Annotated in this window: 19 protein-coding genes and 2 pseudogenes; 8 read left to right on the top strand and 13 right to left on the bottom strand. The window is 54.6% G+C overall.

Annotated elements, in window-relative coordinates; translation table 11 throughout:
- The first annotated feature begins 98 nt into the window (after positions 1-98).
- Positions 99-1,001 carry a LysR substrate-binding domain-containing protein gene (locus CKW16_RS29395; protein WP_095132906.1) on the top strand — a complete coding sequence of 301 codons (903 nt, stop codon included), beginning with the start codon at positions 99-101 and terminating at the stop codon, positions 999-1,001.
- 17 nt (positions 1,002-1,018) lie between these two features.
- On the opposite strand, the gene CKW16_RS29390 is transcribed toward CKW16_RS29395, so the two are convergent.
- Positions 1,019-1,240, bottom strand: a complete 222-nt coding sequence (locus CKW16_RS29390) for a hypothetical protein (protein WP_056743460.1) — start codon at positions 1,238-1,240, stop codon at positions 1,019-1,021.
- Between the two features lie 80 nt (positions 1,241-1,320).
- Here CKW16_RS29390 and CKW16_RS33005 point away from each other — a divergent pair.
- From CKW16_RS33005 to CKW16_RS29370, 5 genes and pseudogenes are all read left to right on the top strand, one after another.
- Positions 1,321-1,419: pseudogene (locus CKW16_RS33005) on the top strand (alpha/beta hydrolase); the annotation flags it as partial.
- A 64-nt stretch (positions 1,420-1,483) separates the two neighbouring features.
- Positions 1,484-1,741 (top strand): DUF2790 domain-containing protein, encoded by a 258-nt coding sequence (locus tag CKW16_RS29380; protein WP_095132904.1) that lies wholly within the window; start codon positions 1,484-1,486, stop codon positions 1,739-1,741.
- A 111-nt stretch (positions 1,742-1,852) separates the two neighbouring features.
- Positions 1,853-1,936: pseudogene (locus tag CKW16_RS33000) on the top strand (DNA-binding response regulator); the annotation flags it as partial.
- Between the two features lie 290 nt (positions 1,937-2,226).
- On the top strand, positions 2,227-3,411 hold the full coding sequence (locus CKW16_RS29375) for an acetyl-CoA C-acyltransferase family protein (RefSeq protein WP_095132902.1): 1,185 nt from the start codon (positions 2,227-2,229) through the stop codon (positions 3,409-3,411).
- Positions 3,412-3,851: 440 nt separating this feature from the next.
- Positions 3,852-5,276 carry an undecaprenyl-phosphate glucose phosphotransferase gene (locus tag CKW16_RS29370; RefSeq protein WP_095132900.1) on the top strand — a complete coding sequence of 475 codons (1,425 nt, stop codon included), beginning with the start codon at positions 3,852-3,854 and terminating at the stop codon, positions 5,274-5,276.
- Between the two features lie 74 nt (positions 5,277-5,350).
- On the opposite strand, the gene CKW16_RS29365 is transcribed toward CKW16_RS29370, so the two are convergent.
- The 12 genes from CKW16_RS29365 to CKW16_RS29305 all read right to left on the bottom strand — a co-directional run bounded on the left by CKW16_RS29365 (position 5,351) and on the right by CKW16_RS29305 (position 18,519).
- On the bottom strand, positions 5,351-6,472 hold the full coding sequence (locus CKW16_RS29365; RefSeq protein WP_095132898.1) for a glycosyltransferase 61 family protein: 1,122 nt from the start codon (positions 6,470-6,472) through the stop codon (positions 5,351-5,353).
- 78 nt (positions 6,473-6,550) lie between these two features.
- Positions 6,551-7,693 carry a hypothetical protein gene (locus CKW16_RS29360; protein ID WP_095132896.1) on the bottom strand — a complete coding sequence of 381 codons (1,143 nt, stop codon included), beginning with the start codon at positions 7,691-7,693 and terminating at the stop codon, positions 6,551-6,553.
- A 262-nt stretch (positions 7,694-7,955) separates the two neighbouring features.
- Positions 7,956-8,690 (bottom strand): WecB/TagA/CpsF family glycosyltransferase, encoded by a 735-nt coding sequence (locus CKW16_RS29355; protein ID WP_095132894.1) that lies wholly within the window; start codon positions 8,688-8,690, stop codon positions 7,956-7,958.
- Complete coding sequence (locus CKW16_RS29350) at positions 8,690-9,877, bottom strand: glycosyltransferase family 2 protein (protein WP_095132892.1); 1,188 nt, start codon at positions 9,875-9,877, stop codon at positions 8,690-8,692. The genes CKW16_RS29355 and CKW16_RS29350 overlap by 1 nt, the downstream gene beginning before the upstream one ends.
- The gene (locus tag CKW16_RS29345) at positions 9,874-11,076 is read right to left on the bottom strand and encodes a glycosyltransferase (RefSeq protein ID WP_095132890.1); all 1,203 of its coding nucleotides are present in this window, start codon (positions 11,074-11,076) and stop codon (positions 9,874-9,876) included. Before CKW16_RS29345 ends, CKW16_RS29350 begins: the two co-directional genes overlap by 4 nt.
- Positions 11,077-11,151: 75 nt before the next feature.
- Entirely contained in the window at positions 11,152-12,087 is a 936-nt protein-coding gene (locus tag CKW16_RS29340) for a DUF535 family protein (protein WP_095132888.1), read from the bottom strand.
- 7 nt (positions 12,088-12,094) lie between these two features.
- Positions 12,095-13,072, bottom strand: coding sequence for a glycosyltransferase family 2 protein (locus tag CKW16_RS29335; protein WP_095132886.1), 978 nt, complete (start codon positions 13,070-13,072; stop codon positions 12,095-12,097).
- 43 nt (positions 13,073-13,115) lie between these two features.
- A complete protein-coding gene (locus CKW16_RS29330) occupies positions 13,116-13,640 on the bottom strand; it encodes a serine O-acetyltransferase (RefSeq protein ID WP_095132884.1) in 525 nt (174 codons plus the stop codon).
- 8 nt (positions 13,641-13,648) lie between these two features.
- Complete coding sequence (locus CKW16_RS29325) at positions 13,649-14,605, bottom strand: glycosyltransferase family 2 protein (RefSeq protein WP_095132882.1); 957 nt, start codon at positions 14,603-14,605, stop codon at positions 13,649-13,651.
- Positions 14,598-15,215, bottom strand: a complete 618-nt coding sequence (locus CKW16_RS29320; protein WP_095132880.1) for an acyltransferase — start codon at positions 15,213-15,215, stop codon at positions 14,598-14,600. The genes CKW16_RS29325 and CKW16_RS29320 overlap by 8 nt, the downstream gene beginning before the upstream one ends.
- A 133-nt stretch (positions 15,216-15,348) precedes the next feature.
- Entirely contained in the window at positions 15,349-16,818 is a 1,470-nt protein-coding gene (locus tag CKW16_RS29315) for an FAD-dependent oxidoreductase (RefSeq protein ID WP_095132878.1), read from the bottom strand.
- A 324-nt stretch (positions 16,819-17,142) separates the two neighbouring features.
- The gene (locus CKW16_RS29305; protein WP_095132874.1) at positions 17,143-18,519 is read right to left on the bottom strand and encodes an oligosaccharide flippase family protein; all 1,377 of its coding nucleotides are present in this window, start codon (positions 18,517-18,519) and stop codon (positions 17,143-17,145) included.
- Positions 18,520-18,614: 95 nt separating this feature from the next.
- Between CKW16_RS29305 and CKW16_RS29300 the strand changes: the two genes are divergently transcribed.
- Together CKW16_RS29300 and CKW16_RS29295 are read left to right on the top strand one after the other, a co-directional pair.
- Positions 18,615-20,138 (top strand): O-antigen ligase, encoded by a 1,524-nt coding sequence (locus tag CKW16_RS29300; RefSeq protein ID WP_095132872.1) that lies wholly within the window; start codon positions 18,615-18,617, stop codon positions 20,136-20,138.
- A 5-nt stretch (positions 20,139-20,143) separates the two neighbouring features.
- Positions 20,144-22,768 carry a cellulase family glycosylhydrolase gene (locus tag CKW16_RS29295; RefSeq protein WP_095132870.1) on the top strand — a complete coding sequence of 875 codons (2,625 nt, stop codon included), beginning with the start codon at positions 20,144-20,146 and terminating at the stop codon, positions 22,766-22,768.
- The last annotated feature ends 58 nt before the right edge of the window (positions 22,769-22,826 follow it).

The following is a 22,826-nucleotide window of genomic DNA, read 5'->3' as shown; positions in this document are numbered from 1 at the left end:
CATGAGTATTTCCGGCTGGCGCTGGCTAGAGCTAGAATCTATAAGGCCTGTAGTGATACAACCAACGTTATAAAATCATCGAGCTATTCAAAAAACGCATGGATAAAATTCATCACGTTCCTTCTCTCCAGGCCTTACAGGCGCTGGTCGAGGTCGCAGGCTCGGGCAGCTTCACGCACGCGGCGCAAAAGCTGTGCCTGACCCAAAGCGCAGTGAGCCGAAAAATCCAGCAGTTGGAGAGCCACTTCGACTTGCCGATGTTCGTGAGGAATAGCCGCAGTGTTCGACTGACACCGGAAGGCGAACAGGTGCTTGCGACAGCCCGAAGTGTCCTGGCGCAACTGAAAACCCTTGAAGATCGGCTGACACCGCAAAAACGCCCCTTCCGCATACGCATGCATGTGTCGCTGGCGGTTCGATGGTTGCTGCCAAAGTTGAGCGAGTTCTATCGAAGTCATCCGCAGGTTTCGCTGTCGATCGAAACCGTGGCCACGGAAGTGGTGGAACCGGCCATCGACAGCGACGCCTACATCCTCTATCTGCCCGAGCCGTCCCGCGATCCTGACTGCCTGACGTTGTTCGAGGAGGCGCTGGTGCCGGTGTGCGCCCCAAGCCTGGGCAGCACCTCCCAGCCGTTGGAGTCGGTGGCCGATCTCGTGCGTTTCCCGCTGTTGCATCGCTCGGCGGACAAACATGACTGGTTCCGGTGGCTGCACGCCAATGGCGGCCAGTCACTCGAGGACTACCGCCACATCCCCTTCAACCTCGACGAGTTGGCGCTCGATGCGGCGGCGCGAGGGCTGGGGGTCGCCATGACTGACCTGACCCTGGCAGGCGAATCACTCGAACGCGGCGTGCTCGTCGTTCCGTTCGGCCACCCCTTGAAGACCCGCGGCATTTACGCCTTGAACCTGCAACCTTCCGCCGCCGCTCATCCAGCCTGTTCGCTGATCATGCAGTGGTTCACCCAACAGGCCGAACAGCCAGCAGGCGAAGTTTGACCACCAGGGATTGACCACTACGTTCCGCGCCCCAACCCTTCAGTCGCATTGGCAAAAGCAGCGCTCGCCTCTTGAACCAGCCTGCGCCATTCAGCGCTGTTGATGAGTCCGGTGCGCTCCATCTCATCGGCAGCCTTGAGCAACGCGTCATATTGCTCTTCAGCATCCATCCGGATTTCGGGCACTTTCAGGAGCTGGTACCAGGCCGCCAGGGCTTCGCTCTTTTGATCATCACTCATGCTCAAACTCCCAAAGACAGTCTTCGTTTTGAAGTTTTTTCATGGGTGGCGTTCCTCGCTCCCGACATACGGCAGGCAGGAACGCGACCACCATCGAGCTGCCGTCGAGCCACCAGCCTTTGGTCTCTTACTCCAAAGAAATCGCTGACCTGATCCTCGAAGCCGCCGGTCACCCACCGTCACTTCGGCGCCGTTTCGTTACAAAATTGTCATTCAATCCGCCTCTGAATAGAGGGAATCATCATGAAAATGTTAATCCTCGGTTTTGCTGCTCTCCTCGCCACGGGTTTTGCGTTTGCCGATACCCAGACCGCCGAACCTGTCATCCACGACAAGACCGGTTTCTTCGTCCACCTGGATATCGCCAAAGACCTGTCCAGCAATATCATCACGCAAGATTGTGGCATCGTCCCCGCGCAGCTGATTTACCTCGACCAGCAGGGTCGCAAGCACGTGCTGGATTACCAGGTACAGGGCATGGATTGCCTTGGTGGTAACTGATCAGACGCCTGTACTCACAGAGGATCGGGCTACATTGGCGCCAATGTCTCGCCCCTGTAGCCCGCCTCCGCACTCTGAATATTGCTGACACCCGAACCCGGCAAGATCCCCATGAACATCCTCGTAGTCGAAGACGAACCCAAGGCAGGCAATTACCTGCTCAACCGCCTGGGCCTGTCGCCGCGAGGCTTGAGTCCTGCGCATGGGTGACGCGGAGCGTCACGGGATGCATTCCCACGCGGAGCGTGGAAACGATCAGAGCGCGATTCAGGTACAGCCACAATTGTGGCGAGGGGGCGTACTTCGGGTTTTTACCTCTTTCGCGCTTTCGACCTGTTCAGATGGATCTAATATCTACTTCAATTGAAATGGCAAAAAACACCAGCGCCCTTGAGCAATTTCGGCATAGGCCAAATAACGTTGCCGACTCTAGACTCGCCCCCAATAAAAAATACTGTAACGCAATCGAATCCAGGGGAACCCGCATGAACCCATCCGACATTTTTGTTATCAGCGCCGTCCGCTCGGCCATCGGCAGCTTTGGTGGTTCGCTCAAAGATGTGCCACCTATCCAACTGGCCACTGACGTTTGCCGTGCCGCCATTGAACGTTCGGGGCTGGCGCCTGAACACATCGGTCACGTGGTGATGGGGCATGTGATCCCGACGGAACCCCGTGACGCCTACATCTCTCGTGCCGTGGCGATGAATGCCGGCCTGCCGAAAGAGACGCCCGCCTTCAACGTCAACCGCCTCTGCGGTTCTGGTTTGCAGGCCATTGTCAGCGCAGCACAAAGTTTGATGTTGGGAGACGCAGGCGCTGCGCTGGCAGGTGGCGTCGAATCCATGAGCCGCGGGGCCTATCTGTTGCCGCAGGCGCGCTGGGGCGCACGCATGGGTGATATGCAAGCCATGGACTACGTACTCGGCGCTCTGCAAGACCCGTTTGGCGGTTTCCACATGGGCGTTACTGCGGAAAACATCGCCGAGCGCTATGGCATCACTCGTCAGGCTCAGGATGAGTTGGCGCTGCTCAGTCAGCAACGCGCAGCCCGGGCGATTGCTGAAGGGCGATTCACCGACCAGATCGTGCCGATCGAAGTGGCGTCCCGCAAAGGTACCGTGACGTTTGCGACGGATGAGCATGTCCGCGCCGAGGTCAATGCCGAGCAATTGGGCAAGATGAAACCGGCCTTCAAAAAAGACGGCAGCGTCACCGCCGGCAACGCGTCGGGCCTCAATGATGGTGCCGGTGCACTGATCTTGGCCACGGGTCAGATGGTACTCGAGCAAGGTCTCAAGCCGATGGCCCGACTGGTCGGTTATGCCCATGCCGGTGTGGAACCAGAGCTGATGGGGTTGGGACCGATTCCCGCCACCCGCCTGGTCCTCAAACGCGCCGGTCTGACCGTTGCCGACCTCGATGTCATCGAGTCCAACGAAGCATTCGCGGCCCAGGCGTGTGCCGTGGCGCAGGAACTGGGCTTCGACCCGGAGAAGGTCAACCCGAACGGTTCGGGGATTTCTCTGGGCCACCCGGTGGGCGCGACCGGTGCGATCATTGCCACTAAAGCCATTCACGAATTGCACCGTGTTCAGGGCCGTTATGCCTTGGCAACCATGTGCATCGGCGGCGGCCAAGGCATCGCCGTGTTGTTCGAACGCGTCTGATCGACCCAAACGAAGACGGCGCCCATTACGGGCGCCGTCTCGTTTTACCGCGATGGAATCAGTGCGCAATGCACGCAGATTTCAGCTCGGTGTAAGCCTCGATCACTGCGCGACCACACTCGAGCCCTATACCCGATTGCTGACCAAGTACGACCTTGCCGCAGACACCGCGGACGGCTGCGCTGCAGGCCGGTCGGTATCTCGACGGGCTTCATTTTTTCAGGCCCGGAGCTTCTACTAAACTACTCAGAACTACGCAGATTCAGTGAATGATTTCACAGTACTGCTAAAGTGATAGCACGCGTCGCCACATGCTCCCAAAGCCTGTAATTTTCGAAGGTGGGTGGCTAATCACGGTGAAGCCAACGCTCTCAAGCGAGGGCAGCATGAACTGAATCGCGTCATCATCGAGCGCCAGGGGCAGCAGATGAGGTCTAAATATGATATTTGAGCCCAACAGTACCCGTTCCGTTCTCCAGCGAAGAAGCAGTACCAGTATCGTTGTTCAGGCTGGTCTCGATTGTGTTGCGGTGACCGGTGTTGCGTGGTTTTTGATCAATTATCATATCGGCTTCATAACGCAGTCCTATGTCATCCTGCTCCTGTTGCTGCTGGGGGCGTTGGCCGTCGTGTACGACCACTATGCCATTTACCGCAGCAATGTTGTTTTTACCGTCAAAGCCTTCAAGCTTTTGAAAGCGTGGACTGCCACGTTTGGCTTTCTCGTTGCCATGGCCTTTCTTACCAAGCAAAGCGAACAGTACTCGCGTTTATTGGTCGGGCAGTTATTTGTTGGTGGATATTTTGCCCAGTTGCTTTTGCACCTCGCAACACGCGAGATGCAGAAGAAGTTTTTGGCCCACCCGACTCAATTGGAAAACTCGCTCATCATTGGCTCGGGCGAACTGGCCAGCTATCTTCACAAGAAAATCAGCAATAATCCCTGGCTCGGTGAGCGCATAGTCGGCTGTGTGTTGATTGGCGCGGACGATGATCGGGGAAAGGAAAGTCTGGAAGGCGCGCAACGTCTGTCGATACTGGGCGATATCTCCGACCTTGATGAGTTAGTTGTTAAACACGCCATTCGTACCGTCTATTTCGTGACCCCTCTGGGTGGCTCAGAGGTCATCCAGGATGTTTATTTAAGTCTGTTCGATAAACACATCTCTGTTAACTGGGTGCCTGACATTTTCTCGTTGCGCCTGATCAACCACAGTGTTCGCGAGATCGCCGGCATTCCCGTGCTGACCTTGTCTGAAACTCCGCTGATGGGGATGCGTCTGTTTCTGAAGAATCTTGAAGACAAAGTCCTGGCCTTTCTCATTTTGGTTCTTGCAACGCCACTCCTGGTAGCCATCGCCATTGCCATCAAGCTCGATAGCCCTGGCCCCATATTCTTTCGTCAGCAGCGCATGGGGTGGAGTGGAGAAGCTTTCCGGATCTGGAAGTTCAGAAGCATGGTCGCCCATCAGCCAGAAGACGGCGTCGTCAAGCAGGCGCAAAAGAATGACCCGCGCATGACCAGGGTGGGAGCCTTTATTCGGCGGACCAGCCTTGATGAACTACCGCAGTTGTTCAACGTTTTGATGGGAGAAATGTCTCTGGTGGGGCCTCGCCCGCACGCTATTCAACACGATGTGCAGTACTCGCCCGATGTCTCTGGCTACTTTGCGCGTCACAACATTAAACCGGGCATCACAGGCCTGGCTCAGGTACGTGGCTATCGTGGTGAAACGAGGGATATAGATCAGATGATCCGGCGTGTTGACTCGGACATCGAGTACATCAACAACTGGTCGCTATGGCTCGATTTCATCATCCTTGTACGAACGGTGTTTGCCTTCTCCGGCAAACATGCCTACTAGCCAGTCTTGAGTGCCTGGGCAATCTCAAGGCCCATTTGATGCGCAATAAAGGCGAGGCCTACGGCCTCGCCGTATCAGGACGGAAAGAGATCCAGCGTGCGCTCAACTTCATCGGGGTCGATTCTAAAACCATTTTCCTCTGGTGTACCGACCACAAAACCAAAGTTCTGCTGATCACGATCCGTTAGATATTTAAAGAAACAGATAAAGCGATTAGGCGGCTGCAATATCAGCAGCGAACCACCTGGCGGGAGAACATTAACCCCATGGATAAGTTGACTCCCCTCGACCCCTATCACGGCTCTGGCCCCGGCGCAGGTCGCCACGATGGTCGATACATCGGACGTCGCAGGGTCGAGAATGCGAAAACCTCTGCGGTCACGTAGCCGTTCAGCCAGCTCCATCTCATTGCGTAACAATCGCAGTTCACCCCTGCCACCTCGCAGAATGAACACGCCGGGGTGGGAGCAAACTGTTACGTGTGATAACAGCTTTTCCCCCATCTCACGGAAACGCCGGTGCTTATGTCTGTTGTGGCAAATATCGTCAAAGATCACGAGCTCACGAAAAAATGCGTTACGTAAATAAACGGGCCTCATATCAAGCCAGTTTTCATAACCGGGAGTGTGAATTATTCCGTGCCTTGCTGTGGAAACATTATAGGCCGAGGGTAGCGCGGACACCGGAATGCCTTCTTCACATGCCAATCGATAGGTTAAACAATCATCCATCAACCACGTTCCAAACCACTTGATTCCCCCCGCGGTGCAATACAACGCCCCGCGATTGATCTCGTTTTCTACTCGAATCTTTGGTAACCAACCGGAACCCGGTGACAACCAGGATTTGGCATTGCCTTTGTAAAGCGTGCCATCGATTAACCAGACATCTTTAAGCAGGTAACCTTTAGTCGGACCATGTTCAACACGACCGACGCCTTCCATTGTGCGGCGGGGATGCTCGTGAGGATAAAAAAGCTTCTCTTCCCATCCCGTGACACGCTCGAGCTGATTCGGCAAGAAAAAAGCGGGCGGAGCAATCGAGGAGTCGCCTGGATAAATTTCCCAGGTTTTCACGGCTTGGCTTTGCAGGGTTAAGGACGGTTTGCGGGTGAGCCGTGTGTTAAACATGTGTTTATACGCAGCAAGGCTCCACTTTGATTGGCCGTCACTCGTCAATGCATTGAATTCCGACATATGCACCCCATCCAAATTTAGTTATACAGAAACAGCGTTCATGGCCAAAACTGCACTTCTTTAAAATCAGCAACCTGTTCAGGTGGATACGATACTTTCCAGGACAGGGGGTGACTTCAGATGAGCGTAGCGACTACGCAAGGTGTCGAGAAGCGTTTCTCCCGGCGCCCTGGAACAATGAAGGTATATTTTGAAAAGGCCGCCAAAACCCATTTCGCGGTATCGATTAGTAACTTCCCCGTCACTCGGACCGTCCGGCAACCCAAGATGAAGTGTCAACTGCTTGCCTTCGACAGCAAATAGAGGTGTCTCCCAAAGAAATTGCGCTGCGCCCACCTTGGGTAGTCGAACAAACAAATAGCCGTCATTGCCCAGCGTATCAACATCACCGCCTCGCCTTCTTTTCCACTCAAGAAGTCCATCGTCCGGGCGAGCCAGGCACGTTCCGATATCATAAAAGTCAAAACCATTTTCTATCGCCCACTCCAGTGCCATGAACGTAGTAATTGAGTTAACTTCACGTAACTTTTTAGTATCTGAAAACACAGCATCAGGGTAGCCGAAACGCACGGTGCTCCAATAGCGCTTTCCTGCCCGGGTCACTACGCAGCCAAGATGGCATGCAACAATCTCATCCTCCAACAACACCAGATCGAGTCGCCCGGCAACTTTGGCCACCCGTTGAACTTCATGCGATTCAATTTGAGAGGCGGCCGTACCATGCCTTGCCTTGGCGTAAGGTCGAAGCATTTCCCGGTCTGCACTTTCAATCTCGTCATCGTTCAACGCTTGTTTCATACGGTAGCGCAACCGGTTCTTGCGCAGATTTCGACGTAACTCAGTGTTGTATCTTGCTGTGATCTCGTCGATTGACTTGCTCAGCGGCACGACGGCACTCAGATATTGAGGCACATACAATGCCCCCACCGTCGGCATTTCACTAACCCACACCGTCCGGTCTGACGTGTCCAACTTTAACTGACTATCAACCGCTTGAGATTTGGCACCCAGTAGAACTTTCACAAATTCCCGCTGTGTTTTCCTGCCTACATAGAGAATGTCGTGGAGGCTATCTTCCCGCAGTCTGAACCTGACAATTTCCCAACGCCAAAAACAGGATCGCCCAAGTATATCCCGCAGCCAGGCAACCGCTTTCCTTAGCTCAAATCGCATCGAAGGAGATATCAACTTACGAACTAATTCTGCTATATATTCTTTCATTTGGTTATTAGCACAACTTAAGGAAAGTGTATTTTAGTTTACAAGTCAACAAACTAAATACTCGAAATGCCTCCCTGGAATCAAGATTGTCCAACAACATTTTGTTGACGCCAATCCTAATGAAGAAAACAACCCCGAACACCCCCATCAACTCGACAATTCCAACATCAGTAAAGGTGCTACACCGGGGTTTGGCAAGATATTTCAGCCGTGTTTTTTTACGCCGAGGGGAAGTCCTGCCAGGTGTCAAATTCCTGTAACGTCAAGAATCCCTGTAGATCAACGTGCGCAACAAGAACATCGGATTACCCACCACATAGCGTTTGAATAATCGCTTTGGCTCACCTAGTAGCCTGAACACCCACTCACAACCGAGACGACGCACCCATTGCGGAGCACGAGTGACCTTGCCGCCAAGAAAATCCAGAATCGCCCCTCCGCATACGACCAGGCAGGGCACGCCACTGACGGCTAACCTGGCAGCAACGGCTTCTTGCTTGGGCATGCCCATACCCAGAACAACCAGTTCCGGCTGAAACTGCCGGGCAAGGTTTATATAGGTATCCACCGGCGCGAAACCATGGTGAGCAGAGACGATGTTGACCGCAAATAGCGCTTCGCTACGCTGCACCGCGTTGGCTAGAAAGGGCTCTTCAGTACCCCAGAAAGCCACGCGCCGGTCCTTGAACGCGGCCAGCAATTTGGGAATGAAATCGGTGCCATTCATATTCAGCCCCGGCTCCAGGCCGAGGCGACGAAACAGGATGGCCATGCCGGAGCCATCCCTCAACAACACGTCCGCAGCCAGCAGCGCATTAAAGTAGTCGGTATTGGCCGCCACCAGATTCATGGCATGGGCATTGGCGAACCCGAGCACTGTCGTCACGTCAGGTCTGGATAACGCATCAATCAATGCTTGCTCGTCATCAGCATCGCTGACCACCCTGAGTTTCTGGGTAATCGTTTGCCAGCTGTGCTGCCAGGATAAAGCACGCATCAGCTGTCATCTCGTTTCGAACGCACCCATTCAACCTGGCGCTTAAGCAAAAATTTGAGATACAGAGGGATTTTCTTCACGGCGTAGAACGGCGCATACAACAAGGTTGAAAAAGAAATAATCCCGCGACCAAATTGGCTCCATGCCAGCAAGATAGTCCCCCCCAATATTGCCACCCCGGAAGAAGCTATCAATGCTGGCGCCAAAGCTCCCGACAGCATAAATACCAACCATGACAGACCAAATGCCGCCGCCAAGGCCAACGTCAATAAGGCCAATGGAGGGACCATCAAATCCAGCGTCATCGCCAGCAGACTCCCGTTACGCTGGCCAATCGACTCCACCAGCAACTTTGGCGTATCCCCGAGAATCACCCCTAAATGACCATGCTCCCAGCGCGTACGCTGGGTAGTTAAGCCTTCATCGCTGCGCGGAAAGTAACTGGTCACTAGCGCATCGGGGCAAAACAATGGCGGCTTGCCGCTTCGGCATAAATCCAGGCCCATCTTCAAATCTTCAACGATGTGGCCACTGGCTAAACTGATCAACGTCAGATCCCGCCAGACGAAAGCCATTCCCGTGCCCATTAGCTGACAAGGCAAACCAAGCCGGGTCCAACCCTGCGGCCGTACCCGATTCTTCACACACCAGGCAAACTCGGCAAGCCGCACTTTCAGCCCGGAACCTGCTGGAGCAAGCATTAAATTAAGGGCTTGAGCTGGCCGCCCTGAGTCGATGCAACAGATTGCCAAACGCTCGATTGAACCCTCGGCCACCTGGCAATCCGCATCGATAACAATCATGACGTCCGGCGCATCGCTCGCCAAATGACGCACCCCACAGTCCAGCGCATACCCCTTGCCACGCTGCTGATCATTGCTGCGCTCCACCACCTCGGCGCCCGCCGTGCGGGCCTGCGCGGCCGTGTCGTCAGAACAGTTGTCCGCCACCACCAATAGGCGATCACCCAAAAGCAACTGCGGCCGAATGCTGTTTAACGTCGCGACGATGATCGAGGATTCATTGTGTGCCGGTATCAACACCGCCACCCGCGGTCGCGATCCTTGCGCCGACGAGCGCGACCGTGCAGGCAGGCAGGCCATTAGCACCTGCACAAACAGCACCAACACCGGCAGGAGGATGAGTATCAGCAGGGAGCTGAACAGCCAACCAAGTAATGTGATCATGCTTGCGCCCTAAACAAATTAGCCAACTTGGCCGCTTCGATATCGATGTCGTGTCGCTCCAGCACTCTCTGATAAGCCGCCTCGCCCATCCGCTGCAACACCTCGACAGGTTGCGCGAGGCAGTCCGCCAGTGCCGTCGCCAACTCATCCACCGCTCCAGCGGGAAACAACCAACCGTTCACACCCTGTTGCACTAACTCGGGAATCCCTGCCACATAGCTCGTCAATACAGGCCGGCGCAACGCCATGGCTTCCATGATGACCACCGGCAATCCCTCGGCGAAGCTCGGCAACACCAAGGCCCGCGCCGCAAGAATCTCCGCCCGCACCTGATCGCTGCTGATCCAGCCGGTAATTCGCACCCGCGCCTGCAAGCCATGCCGTGCAATCAGGGTTTCGATTTCCGCGCGCATCTCTCCATCGCCGGCCAGTACTATTTCGAACTCCACACCTTGAGCTGCCAGGATGCGGGCAGCCTCAAGCAACAACAGTTGTCCCTTCTGCTCACACAAACGACCTACGCAAACCAGCCGCGGCGCAGATGGCACGGCAACAGCCGGCACATCGTGAAACTCCCGCTCCAACCCACAGTGCACCACCTTTACCCTTGCCCAATGTGCATGAGCCACCCAGCGAAACAGCTGGCTGCGCCCATACGAACTGATAGCAGCGACAAAGGCAGCGCGCCGGACTTTCTCGCCCAAATGAATAAACTGCGGTTTGTCGAACTCCTCCGGGCCGTGCACGGTAAAACTGTACGCCGGCCCACCGAGTACATTGGCCAGCATCACCACCTCGGTTGAGTTGGTGCCGAAATGCGCATGCACATGCTCGGCCCCAAACGCCTGCAACCAGGTCAGCACGCGACACGCCTCGGACAAATAAACCAAATGGTACGGCCAGGGGCGATCGGCACGCTGGCCCATGCGTAGCGCCAGCCACAGCGCCGAAAAAAAGCGTCGCGGCTGGGCGCGCAGTACCTGAAGCACAGGCCCTAACAGCTCTTTGACTCCGCCCTGCAGCACATACTGGGTTTTATCGCGTTCGGACACGTCCTCGGCATCCACCAATTCGGCATCCCAGCCACGCAGGGCAATGCGCTGCACCACAAAACCCTGTCGCTCTAACGCCAAAATCTCGCGACGAATGAAGCTATGGCTGACTTTGGGGTATTGATTGATGAAATAAGCAATACGCATAGGAACCAGACTTAGTTGTCGTTGCGGTGGATTATTACTGCAAGTAATCCCACAGTAGTACAGGTATCAGGAACGTCAACTAGCCACACGGCTGCTGCTATAACTACCTATCAACACGCTGTCTATCTTTTTAAAGGTGTCGTCCAGCAGCTCATAGCGCCTGCGATACATGGCACGTTTTTTTGAAGCAATACTGTCGAGCGGCTTCCTGGAAAGAACCATGGGAATCTCAAAAAAATCTTCGCGCTCTGATGGAGTCGCTCCATGCTCTAACCAAATCACATCATAATTTGCCGCCAGTTCTAGAGTTTTGTGAGCGCCAAAATACGGATGACGATGGTGGCGATACCCATCCCCTACCGCATAAATTTTTTCAACACCGATATTGATGGCAATGTATTTAATGACTTCGATCAGAAAGCTTCTTGGCCGCAGGCCTTCAAAGTCTTTTGTCAGGTCCCTGTAGATACTCAACGACAGTTCACTCTCGATGCCTTTATGTATCCCTTGAACGGCGCCGATAAAAATACATAACTCAGTGTCCGTGCGACACAAGGTGAAGGCTATTGATGCAATGCGCAGATCCCCCTGAAACAAGTTCAGCACCAACTCCCCTTCACGCATAAACCAGAAGGGGCGATCCAGCACCAGGGAACAGCCAGCAGCAAACTCCGACAAATCACTCAGCATCAAACTGTCACTTCGCCCCAACAGCAATAGCTGCGGACAGCTTTTGGTAACCACTTCGTAATGCGAGGCTAACACACTAAGTTTATTCTTGGGGCTCCAGCTTTTACTGATGTATGGCCAATGAACAACGCCTACACAATCCCCGCCTAACTTCTCAACACCGGACTTACCCAGAGCACTCGACATTCGCCCGCAGAACAACTTTAGCTCGGACCAGTTTTTTGCAACCAGAACCAGCATTTTAAACTTATTATTCAATGCCCTTAAGGAATACCCAGCGTGTAAAAAAAACACGCTCTTTACTATCACCCAATTATTCATATCAGTCTCACTTGTATTCGATCAACGCGGTCTTGCCGGCGCCGAATCTGTTCAGTAGAAACTTGACTTGCCCGAGCATCTCGGGAAATTTCCCCAGCACGAGAAAGAAAGCCCGCAGCCAGTTTTCGCGCGTGGATCTATCGCCCCCGCGGGCGAGGCGCACGACCTGCAATGGATAGACCAGCAGCACAAGCAGCCCAAACCATCCCAACACCGAACTCGCGATAACAGTCGCCAGCGGGACACCCAATCCCCAGAACCAGGCACGGCGCGACTCACGCAACCAATGTTGCTCCGGTGCGGCCCCATGCAAAAATGCGCCCTCGGCAAAGGCATAACCACCGCGCAGGGTACGCTGCCACCATTGGCCGAACCGGGTCATGGTTGCATCATGCAAAGTCATTTCCTCGCCCAGACGCCAGACCTTCCAACCATTCCCACGCAGTCGCACGCACAATTCAGGCTCTTCCCCGGCAATAAGGCCCGGTCGAAACCCGGACGCTTCGGCAAAGGCGTCAGCCCGCATCAGCGCATCGCCACCACATGCCTTGGCCTCACCTACCGGCGTATCCCATTCGAAATCACACAGTAAGTTGTAAACAGAGTGCTGCGGAAAACGTTCACGGCGCCGTCCACAGACCACCGCGACGTCAGGATGTGTATCAAGAAAGGCCTGCGCCCGGGGCAGCCAACCGTCGACAACCTCACAATCACCGTCGACGAACTGCACATAACGCATCGCCGGCAATGAGCGCTGTATGCAGGCAAATCCTTCATTGCGCGCACGCGCAGCCGTAAAGGGAATGGTCATGTCCAACTCGACCACCTCGACCCCAAGCCTCAGTGCCATCTGCACTGACCCGTCCGTTGATCCAGAGTCGACATAAACAACCTTCTGCGCCGAACCGACGAGAGAAACCAGACAACGCTCAAGCCGTAGGCCTTCGTTGCGACCGATAACAACGACACCCATCCCCATAGCCATGGCGTTCACTCAGCGACGCAATTGAAGTAATCCATCGGGTGGTTCATGAGAATTCCCTCGATTCAGCGTACTTCCTTTTCTTGATAGTCGCAGGCACGCCCACTGCCACCGAATCGTCCGGTACATCGGTCAGCACCACAGCATTGGCACCTATCACGACATTGTTACCAATGCGGATATTGCCCAGCACCTTGGCCCCTGCCCCGATATCAACATTGTTTCCCATCACCGGAGCAATCGGCTCACTCACATTCTTGAGGCCCACGACGACGCCATTGCGAATACGGCAATCATCGCCGAACTGCGCATAGCCACTGATCACGATTCCGCCGAAATGATCGATGACGAAGTTGCGCCCGACCACCACCTCACACGGCAACTCGATACCCGTGACGATCTGCACCAGTTTGAAGAGCACTTTGTATATAAAGGAGAACAACTTTCGTAACAGTGCCGGTCGCACACCGTAACGCCAGCGCCCAAAGCGATAAACCACCATCACCCAAAACCCCTGAGCCCCCCAATCTCCGGCGTATGCACGCAAGTCCGCACGTATGTTTTCGAACATAACTGGCTCTACCGTGTTGGTTGGCTAGCGAATTTGGTATCACGCAGCAATGCCCAGGTCACACGAGTATGCTGCCAACACGCCCCTAAAGCGGCCCGACCACGGCCTTTCAATAGCGCCTTGAGCGCCAAAATCAGATCACCCAGACTCACCAGTAGCATATGTGAGGCCAAACCAGGCAGACCGTGGTGCTTGCGGAAGTACAAAAGCTCACTTTCGATTTGTATCGTGGGTAGCTGGCGACTAACCGCATTGAGTTTGTCAACAGACTTGGCACTTTCACCGCCGATATGCACCACCGTGGTATGCGGGTAGTAAACGACCTTCCAGCCTGCCTGTTTAACGCGTTTGCAGTGATCTATCTCCTCGAAATAAAGGAAGTAGCGCGGATCGAACAAGCCAACCTGGTCGATGACTTCACGGCGGATCAGGTAATAGCACCCGGGCACCCAGTCGCACTCACGCACCGAAGCATGATCCCAGGCCATGTCGTCGACTCTTTTCACCACAGGGAAAAAGCGTTCAAGCCCTGTATGCGAAAGGAAGACATTTAACGGCGTTGGAAAATAGCGACAGGAGGGCTGTAAATCACCCTCTCGTCCAACCAATCGAACGCCGAGGACACCGCATTCAGGATGAGTCTCCATGTAGTCGAGGGTCTTGCTCAGCGTATCAGCAGCAACAAAGGCATCGGTATTGAGGAGCAACGCATACTTGCCCTGCAGGTGTTCAACCAATTGATTATTGGCACGCCCAAAGCCAACATTATTTTCATTGGCGAGTTGCAATGCCTCTGGACAAATAGTTGTCAGACACTCCAGTGAATTATCGACAGAGGCATTATCCACCACCAAATAGCGCGTGCGACCCACGCTATTGGACTGGCGTAACGCATTAAACATCGGCTGCAACAACTCCGCGGTGTTGTAATTAACTACCAACACGTCAAGAGGAACACTAGCCATTGGGTTGCACGCCAAAAAAGTATTCCGCTCTCATTTTTATAAGCATCGGTTCAAATGCAGGGTCGTATACACCATTGCGCTGCCTGATAAGGTCAATCCACGGATAAGTGGCGCTACGCTCTTCGACTTTCGCCAACACCTCTTCCAGCGTACAAATAACCTTGGCTGGATTACCCGCAACCACCACCCCAGGCGGAACATCTTTTACGACTACAGCACCGGCTGCGACAATCGAATTAGGGCCAACAGTCACACGCGGCAAGATCATAGCGCCATAGCCGATAAAACAATTATCAAGAATGTCGACAGGACCGACAGAATCAAGTTTTCTATCAAAGACCACCTCGAGCATGCCGACTACTCCATCGTGGCCGAACAGCGTGCAACAAGATAAACCTACATTATTTCCGAGTCGTACTAGTGAAGGGTCAGGTATGTTGGCAGCAGGATTGATCCATACGCCTTGACCGATGGAGTGCAGCCCCCCCCACCGAACCATATGTTTAGCCCAATCATACCCGTTCGGTTTACAGAATTTTTTATAGAGCGGGGTCCCATACCCCGTTGTTTTTGCAATATAAGCAATCGTACGTTTCAGTAGACCAATCATCCTCTCAGCCTCATCGATTCAGCGATAGACATCTGTGCCAAGGTTAGATACACCCTGATTCTTCATTACCACTTCCCTAAGAGTAGACGTTTCCCTAAAATCCAACATTCAAATAATCCCCACATGCTCCCACTCAGGAATACCTGCCCACCGCGGGCCCCATCTGATGGTTGAGATAATCTGCCAGCCTTAGAGCAAGTTGCAAAAGAGGCATCGTGGGGTTACAGGCACCGCCTGTAGAGAAAACACTGCTGCCCGCAACGTAAAGATTCTCAACACCAAACACTTTGCAGTTCTCGTCGACCACGCCAAACTCAGGCGAAGTCGCCATCCGCGTGGTCCCCATATGATGAGCATGGGGATTGAGCGTCAGTGGCAAATCGACGTCATACACATATTCTTCCAACTTGACGAAGCCCAGCCCTGTGTCGGCAAAACACTTTGCCACTTCGAGCCCTATGGACTTGACGGTTTCCCTGTCTGCAGGAGTTAGCTCCCAATGAATCTTGACCTTCCTCATCCCTAACGCATCTCGCTCGTCGAGCAATGAGATGCGGCTATTGGGGTTGGGAAACTGCTCGATCAGCGTGCCGAGCACCCCATCTCCAGGGCAATCGAACTTGGCAATAAATTCAACCTTGCGCTCCGCACCCACTTCGCAAACGAGGTTCTCGAAAAAGCTCTTGATGGCAGACATTCGCCCATAGGATTTCACTTCAGCTACAAGCGTGGCCGTCACATTCCCTTTACCTGACTTGTGCTCCATCACGAATGCGTCGGTCGTGAAGTACTCCTGCCGAGCATCTGCGCCCTGCCCGTCGTTCAGGATGAAGGTTCCCATTTCGACGTTCAGGTGCTCCATGAAGCATCTACCGACGAAACCATCCTTGCTTACGATACCGCCAGCTGCCAGAGACTCGCTGTTGAGCAGGTGCCTGGCGTTCTCGATCGCGCCTGTCGCCAGAATGAATTGTTTTGCCGTGACTCGCTCTCGATGCAACTGGTAGTCCGAGACGACTATCGTTGCTATGCGGCCGGTCTTGCTGTCGAACTCAAGATCGACGCAATTGCAATGGATGAAGACATCCAGCCCCTCAGTCTCACTAAGTTCCTTGGCATATTTTTGTGCAAATCGCGTCGGCGGGCTTAGCAGGAAACGATCAGCGTCAAAGTCGGTGCCGTCCAAACTCGCATTGATAGCCTTGAATCCGGAGTGCGGCGGAAGATCGACAATATCCATGGCCGCCGGCAGATTGCGCTCGATCTCGGAAAACGCGATGGGCCAACCCGGCACAGGCACCGGAGGGCCCACGGTAAAGTCCGACTGTTCGAATGGACGGCATCGCCCGGCCCAGTGATTGGAGGTCCCGCCAAGAAAGCGCAGGCGTGTTTCCTGAGCGTAGACGTCGAGGCCTGACGATGAGACTTTGTAGAGGTTCTGTGAGGCCGACGAATACTCGTGTCCGCCGCCCTCGACAAGCACCACACGCCGACCATTACCGGCTAAACGCAAGGCCAGCGTAATGCCGGCCGGCCCACCGCCGATAATGCAGATGTCATAGTGGTCGCGGAGTTCTTTCTGCGATTGGTAGTCTTTGATCATGTGTGTGTTTGCCGAAAATGCCGGGCAGGCAGCACCCATCCGTTGATTACAACAAACTCGGATTTAGCAGCAGAAGGCCGGGTAACGGCTTTGGAAAATCCGAACATGAGCCCTCCAATACTCAACAGAGCAGAAGCCTGGAGGAAGCTTCTGCGCCCCATCACAGAGGTATTCAAATCAGTCTCTCTCATGATTCAAAGCTCCACGACATCGAGATTACGTTGGAAATTTCAACTACTACATCAAGGCCACATTTTGGCGACGGCCATCAATACCTCAATGGCGACGCTGTGCCGCAGCTTTGGAAACATCAAGAGAAATAGATCAAAGCCATTTAACAAGATCCGTCAATAACTCCCCACACAATGCCCCCACCGCCAGCATAGGCAGCACCACCAATTCACGCTTGAGACTGAACATCCCCAGACGACAATTGACATAAAAAACCAGGATAAGCGTAGGAAACGTGTACAGGGCAGCGCCCCAAATCGCATATTTGACCCCGCCAATCGCCAACAGCAGAGGCAGCAGCACCCACAACGAAACCACGCGAATAATGTTATCCATGGCCTGGTACTTGGTGAGTCCCAAGGCAATCCAGACCTGATTCGCCAGCATGTAGCGCATTGTGAAAAAAGAGAGTGAAAGAATGGCCATCATGTTGCCGGCCTGAGCGTAACGCTCATCGTACAAAATGCTGATGAGCAGTGGACTGCCGGTCAGGAACAACCCGCAGAGAAACAGGCAGGCAAGATCGATCATCAATTTCAAGCGGTGGTACAAAGCGTGGAGCCGTACGGTGTCATTAGTTCTTGTGGCCTCACTGAAGGCCGGCAAGGCAACGGCACCGGCTATCTTTTGCATCGCAAGCTGAACAGCTCCCAAAATCAGCACGGCAATGGAGTAAACGCCCAGTTCGCTGGTCGTCATGCTGCCGCCGAACCAGATACGATCACCGTACAGGGCCAATACGCCCACTGCCGATGACAACAGTATCCAACGGCCGAAGCCGACTAATTCATCGAGCGCAGAACGCTCCCACTGTAGACGGTTAGAAGGGCCCTCAAACCAGAAATGCCCCAGCAGCGTGTTGACCATCGATTGGACCAGACCTGCAATCACCAGCGACCAGATGGACCGGGTGAAGTAACCGATGCCCAGCATGACCAGCAGCCCGACAACCTGAGACGCAAACTCGGTGAGTACCACTTTCTTTTGCTGGAAAGCGCGCACTGCCAGGTCGATTTTCGTTGACTGAAAACCAACGATGATTGCCGAGAGACCGGTCACGGCCAACACCAGCGGCAACTCGGGTGCGGCGTAGGTGGAATGGATCGACCACAGATTGAGGGTCTGTGCATACCAGGCGAGGGCCGCGAGGAGCAGTGTCAAAGCAAAAAGGATAAAGCCACGCACGATCTGCACGGTCCAGATGGTATTGAGAAATACCGGATCGTCGCCACGCGGGCTCTGGATGATGTTCTGGCGCAAGCCGACATCGGAAAGCATGTGCAGAATCAGCGAAACGGTGATGGCGATCATCATGATGCCGAACATCTCTGGCATCAGCAGACGGGCCATTATCAGGTTGCCGCCCAAGCGAAAGGCTTGAGACGTAACTAGCGCCCCCAGATTCCATGCCCCGGCAGAGATCGCTCGCTTACGAAGGCCCAACGATGGCGACAAATCAACTAACGACATAACATCATCCCCGGACTCAACGGCTCAAAAGGAACTATAGTCGCGTTTGGCCATTCCACTAGCCGTCGCTCATCAATCAATAAGTCCAATCATCCATGCCTGAGCACTTCCGAGCGTTAATCGTCATTCTGGTCCTTGCTGGTATCGTTTTTGCCATGGCACGTCGACCAGCAGCAGACCTGATTCCCGACCGTAATTTCACTCGTCGGCGCAATCTGTGGTTCGTATTGACGCTACTGGCATTTGTTTCGCACAGTTTCTGGGTGTACGCAGGCATTGCCGCGATCGTTTTGACCTTCACACGAAATCGCGAACGCAATCCCGTGGCGCTATTTTTCCTTCTGGTGTTTCTCATCCCACCGGCCATGGCGGATATTCCGGGCTTCGGCCTGATCAACTATTTTTTTACCCTTAACCATATTCGTGTGCTGGCACTGTGTGTGTTGCTTCCGGCTTTTTTCACTCTGCGCAAGCGCGCCGACACGGTCCCTTTCGGGCGCACCTGGCCGGACAAACTGTTAGCCGCCTACCTCCTGCTGACGAGTCTGCTTTTCCTGCGCGAAACCACCGTCACCGAAACCTTGCGCCAAATGCTCTACCTGTTCATCGAAGTCTTTTTGCCTTACTACGTTGCCAGCCGGGCGCTGAAGAACCTCAGCGACTTCAAGGACGCTCTGTTCGGTTTTGTACTCGCCGCCATGGTGCTGTCGCTTATAGGTCTCTTCGAATATGCCAAGCACTGGCAGCTGTACAGCGCGGTTGTCTACGCCATGGGCATGCAATGGGATTCCGGCTACTTGAGCCGTGGTGGCTCATTACGCGCCAGCGCCACTACCGGCCAGGCCATTGCGCTGGGCTTCGTCATCAGCGTGGCCATCGGCTTTTACCTGTACTTGCAGGAGGAGGTACGTAGCAAATTGCAGCGCAGCCTCGGCGCACTGTTGCTCGCCGGTGGTCTGTTCGCGCCGCTGTCGCGTGGCCCCTGGATCGGTGCAGCCGTCATGATCGTCGTGTTCATCGGCACCGGCCGTAAAGCGATCAAACGCCTGATGCTGCTGGGGGCCGCCGGAGTACTCGCCCTGCCCTTGCTGGCCGTCGTGCCGGGCGGGCAAAAAGTGCTTGATCTGCTACCGTTTATCGGCACGGTGGAAGTCGAAAATATCACCTACCGGCAGCGCTTGATTGATAACGCCGTGATCGTTATCCAGCGCAACCCTTGGTTGGGTTCTTTCAATTTCCGCAGCACACCGGAAATGCAGTCCATGATTCAGGGTCAGGGGATCATCGATATCGTGAACACCTATATCGGCATAGCGCTGTCGTTCGGTTTGGTTGGTTTGACGCTTTTCGTGGTTTTTTTCGTCAGCGTTCTGCAGGGCATCCGCAAGGGGATGCGTTCGTTTCCCAACGAAGACGATGAGGCACGCCGACTCGGACGTGCACTTCTGGCGACACTGGCCGGGATCCTGATCACCATCGTTACCGTCAGCAGTATCACGGTCATCCCCGTGGTGTATTGGTCGGTGGCTGGACTGTGCGTGGCCTACGCTCAGATGGCACGCAGGCTCAAGCACACCTCGACGGCCATCTCGGCGAGTGCCCATCTCCAACTCAGGTAGAAGCCATGATCCAGTTGTTTCGCCGCCCCCAGATACTGCTCCTGCTGTTTTTTGCTATTTGGCCGTTTCGTACCTGGGCGTCGGACTGGGTCGTCAGTGTGGATGAGCGCAACGGCTTGCCAACGCTGATGCGTGGTGGCAGTCCGGTAGTTGCTACGACATTCTCGTTCTTTGGGCGCAACTGGGACTGGACGTATTTGCACACCGAATTCAAGGTAATCACCCCTTATCGATACTCCCTTGCAGGTAAAAACAAAGCGCTGGATTTCGACTTGACTGCGCAGATTCAGAAGCAAGGCGAGCAAAAGCTGACCTGGAACTTTGCCCTGGATGCACACAGCGGGAAGTCTGGCGTTTCAGGTGGTGGCATCGTCTTCGAATTCGACCCCGCTCTTTTCGCTGGAGAAATGGGCGAGCCCACTTTGCTTCCCGACAACCGCGGCTGGACCTGGGGCAATGCACAAGGGCGACGCATCGAAATGCGCTTCGAGCCCGCACTGGCGGGTGTGTACTTTGAACCGGGCAGTAAATCCGAGGTGCGTGCTTTTTTCTACAAGAACACGATCAAACCTGGCCGCCAGGATTTCACCGCCACCTTGAGCATTTCTGGCGATGTGGCGGTCGGCCCGACCACTACCGAGCGCTTCGGGCTGTCGGACCCAAAGAGCTGGCCGACTGACAAGCTCGACAGGAAAACCTCGCCGGTCGACCTGTCCTTTCTCAACGCTCAGGAAAAACCTGCAGGCAAGCGCGGCTTCATCAAAGCCTCCGGCGAGCAATTGCTGTTTGCCGACAACACCGCGGTGCGTTTCTGGGGCACCAACCTTTCGGCCTACACACTGTTCCTCACGCCAGACGATGCAATCAAGCAGCAGGCCAAACGCCTGTCGGCACTAGGCTTCAATCTTGTACGACTGCACCACCATGACTCGCCATGGGTCTTGCCGAACATCTTTGGCGACGGTAGGGTCACGCGCAGCACCACCCAGCAACTGAGCCCGGAATCGCTGAAAAAAATCGACTGGTGGATCAAGTGCCTGAAAGACGAAGGCATTTATGTGTGGCTCGATCTGCACGTCCAGCGAGTCTTTACCGAAAACGACAACATTTTTGGCTTCGATGAATTGCCAAAAGAAGAGCAGAATTTTACCTATCTCAAGGGCTATTCCTATGTGAATCTCACCATTCAGAAAGCCATGAAGCGCTTTGCCGAAGCCTACCTGACCCATGTAAACAGCTATACCGGTCTCGCCTACAAAGACGACCCGGCGATCGCCGCCGTACTGATTACCAACGAAAACGATGTCACCAACCACTTTGCCAACGCCCTGTTGCCAGACAAGAATGTGCCGAAGCACAACCGCGTCTACATGGCGGAGGCCGAGGCCTTTGCCAAACAACACAATCTGTCTGCAAACCAGACCTGGCGCTCCTGGGAGCCAGGCCCCTCCAAGCTGTTCCTTAACGATCTGGAGCGACGTTTCAACGTCGACATGATTCAACACCTGCGTGGGATAGGCGTGAAGGTCCCCATCGCCACGACCAGTAGCTGGGGCCGCAATGGCCTAAGCTCCCTGCCGGCCCTTACTGCCGGCGACGTAATCGATGTCCATAGCTACGGGGGCTCGGGGCAAATAGAGAAAAACCCGCTCTACAGCGACGGCATAGTGAATTGGATTGCCGCCGGCCAGGTCATCGGCAAACCCTTGACCGTCACCGAGTGGAACAATGAGCCCTTCCCGGTACCAGACCGTCACTCGCTGCCACTCTATATCGCCGGTACCGCCAGCCACCAAGGCTGGGATGCACTGATGCAATATGCCTACAGCCAGGAACCACTGGGGGGCGAAGGAGGGATGAGTGCCAACAACTGGCACGCCTATAACGACCCTGCAATGCTGGCCACCCTGCCCGCCGCCGCCTTGCTTTATCGCCGTGCAGACGTTCACGAAGCAACAACGACCTACGTCTTCGCGCCGACGCCAGGCACCCTGTTCAACCAAATAATCACACCGGCCAACTCTGCTCTCCTGCGCACAGCCATGGAGAAAGGCAAGCTGGAAATCGCGATGCCACAGACGCCGGAATTGCCTTGGTTGCAACAGAGCGCTATCCCAAGCAAGGCACAGGAATTTCATGACCCTGACCAGTCGCTGCTGGACGCCAATGCCAGCGAGTCCACGACCGACACGGGAGAGCTAAAACGCAACTGGAAACAAGGTGTCTACACCATCAATACGCCGCGCACCCAGGCCGCTACCGGCTGGATTGGCGGCGAGTCGATCAGCCTTGGCAATATTAAGGTTCAAGTGAAAACCGCCAACGCCAGTGTGGTGGTGCAAAGTCTGGACGACGCGCCTTTGGGCCGATCACAGGATTTGCTGATTTCGTTAGGCACCCGTGCCATCCCCCAAGACGTCGACAAAATACCTTTTTACGTTGAGCCCCTCGAGGGCACGCTAACCATCCAGGCGCCGCAAGGCTTGACACTGTTCACCCACGGCATTCTGAGGCAAATGAAGAAGCTGCCCGCGACCTACCTTGATGGCCGCTATGCAATCAAGTTCGACGGCTTGCAGGCATCGAACTGGTTGTTTTTGAAAAAAGACGTCACGCAAGCACAACCTTAGGCGATGCGCAGCCGACCTCAACCTGATGGAACAACACCTTGCGGTGTTGTTCCACGAG

Source organism: Pseudomonas sp. Irchel s3h14 (genome assembly GCF_900187425.1).
Lineage (GTDB): Bacteria > Pseudomonadota > Gammaproteobacteria > Pseudomonadales > Pseudomonadaceae > Aquipseudomonas.
Note: the sequence above shows the minus strand (reverse complement) of the source record. Positions and strands in the feature narration are given on the sequence as shown.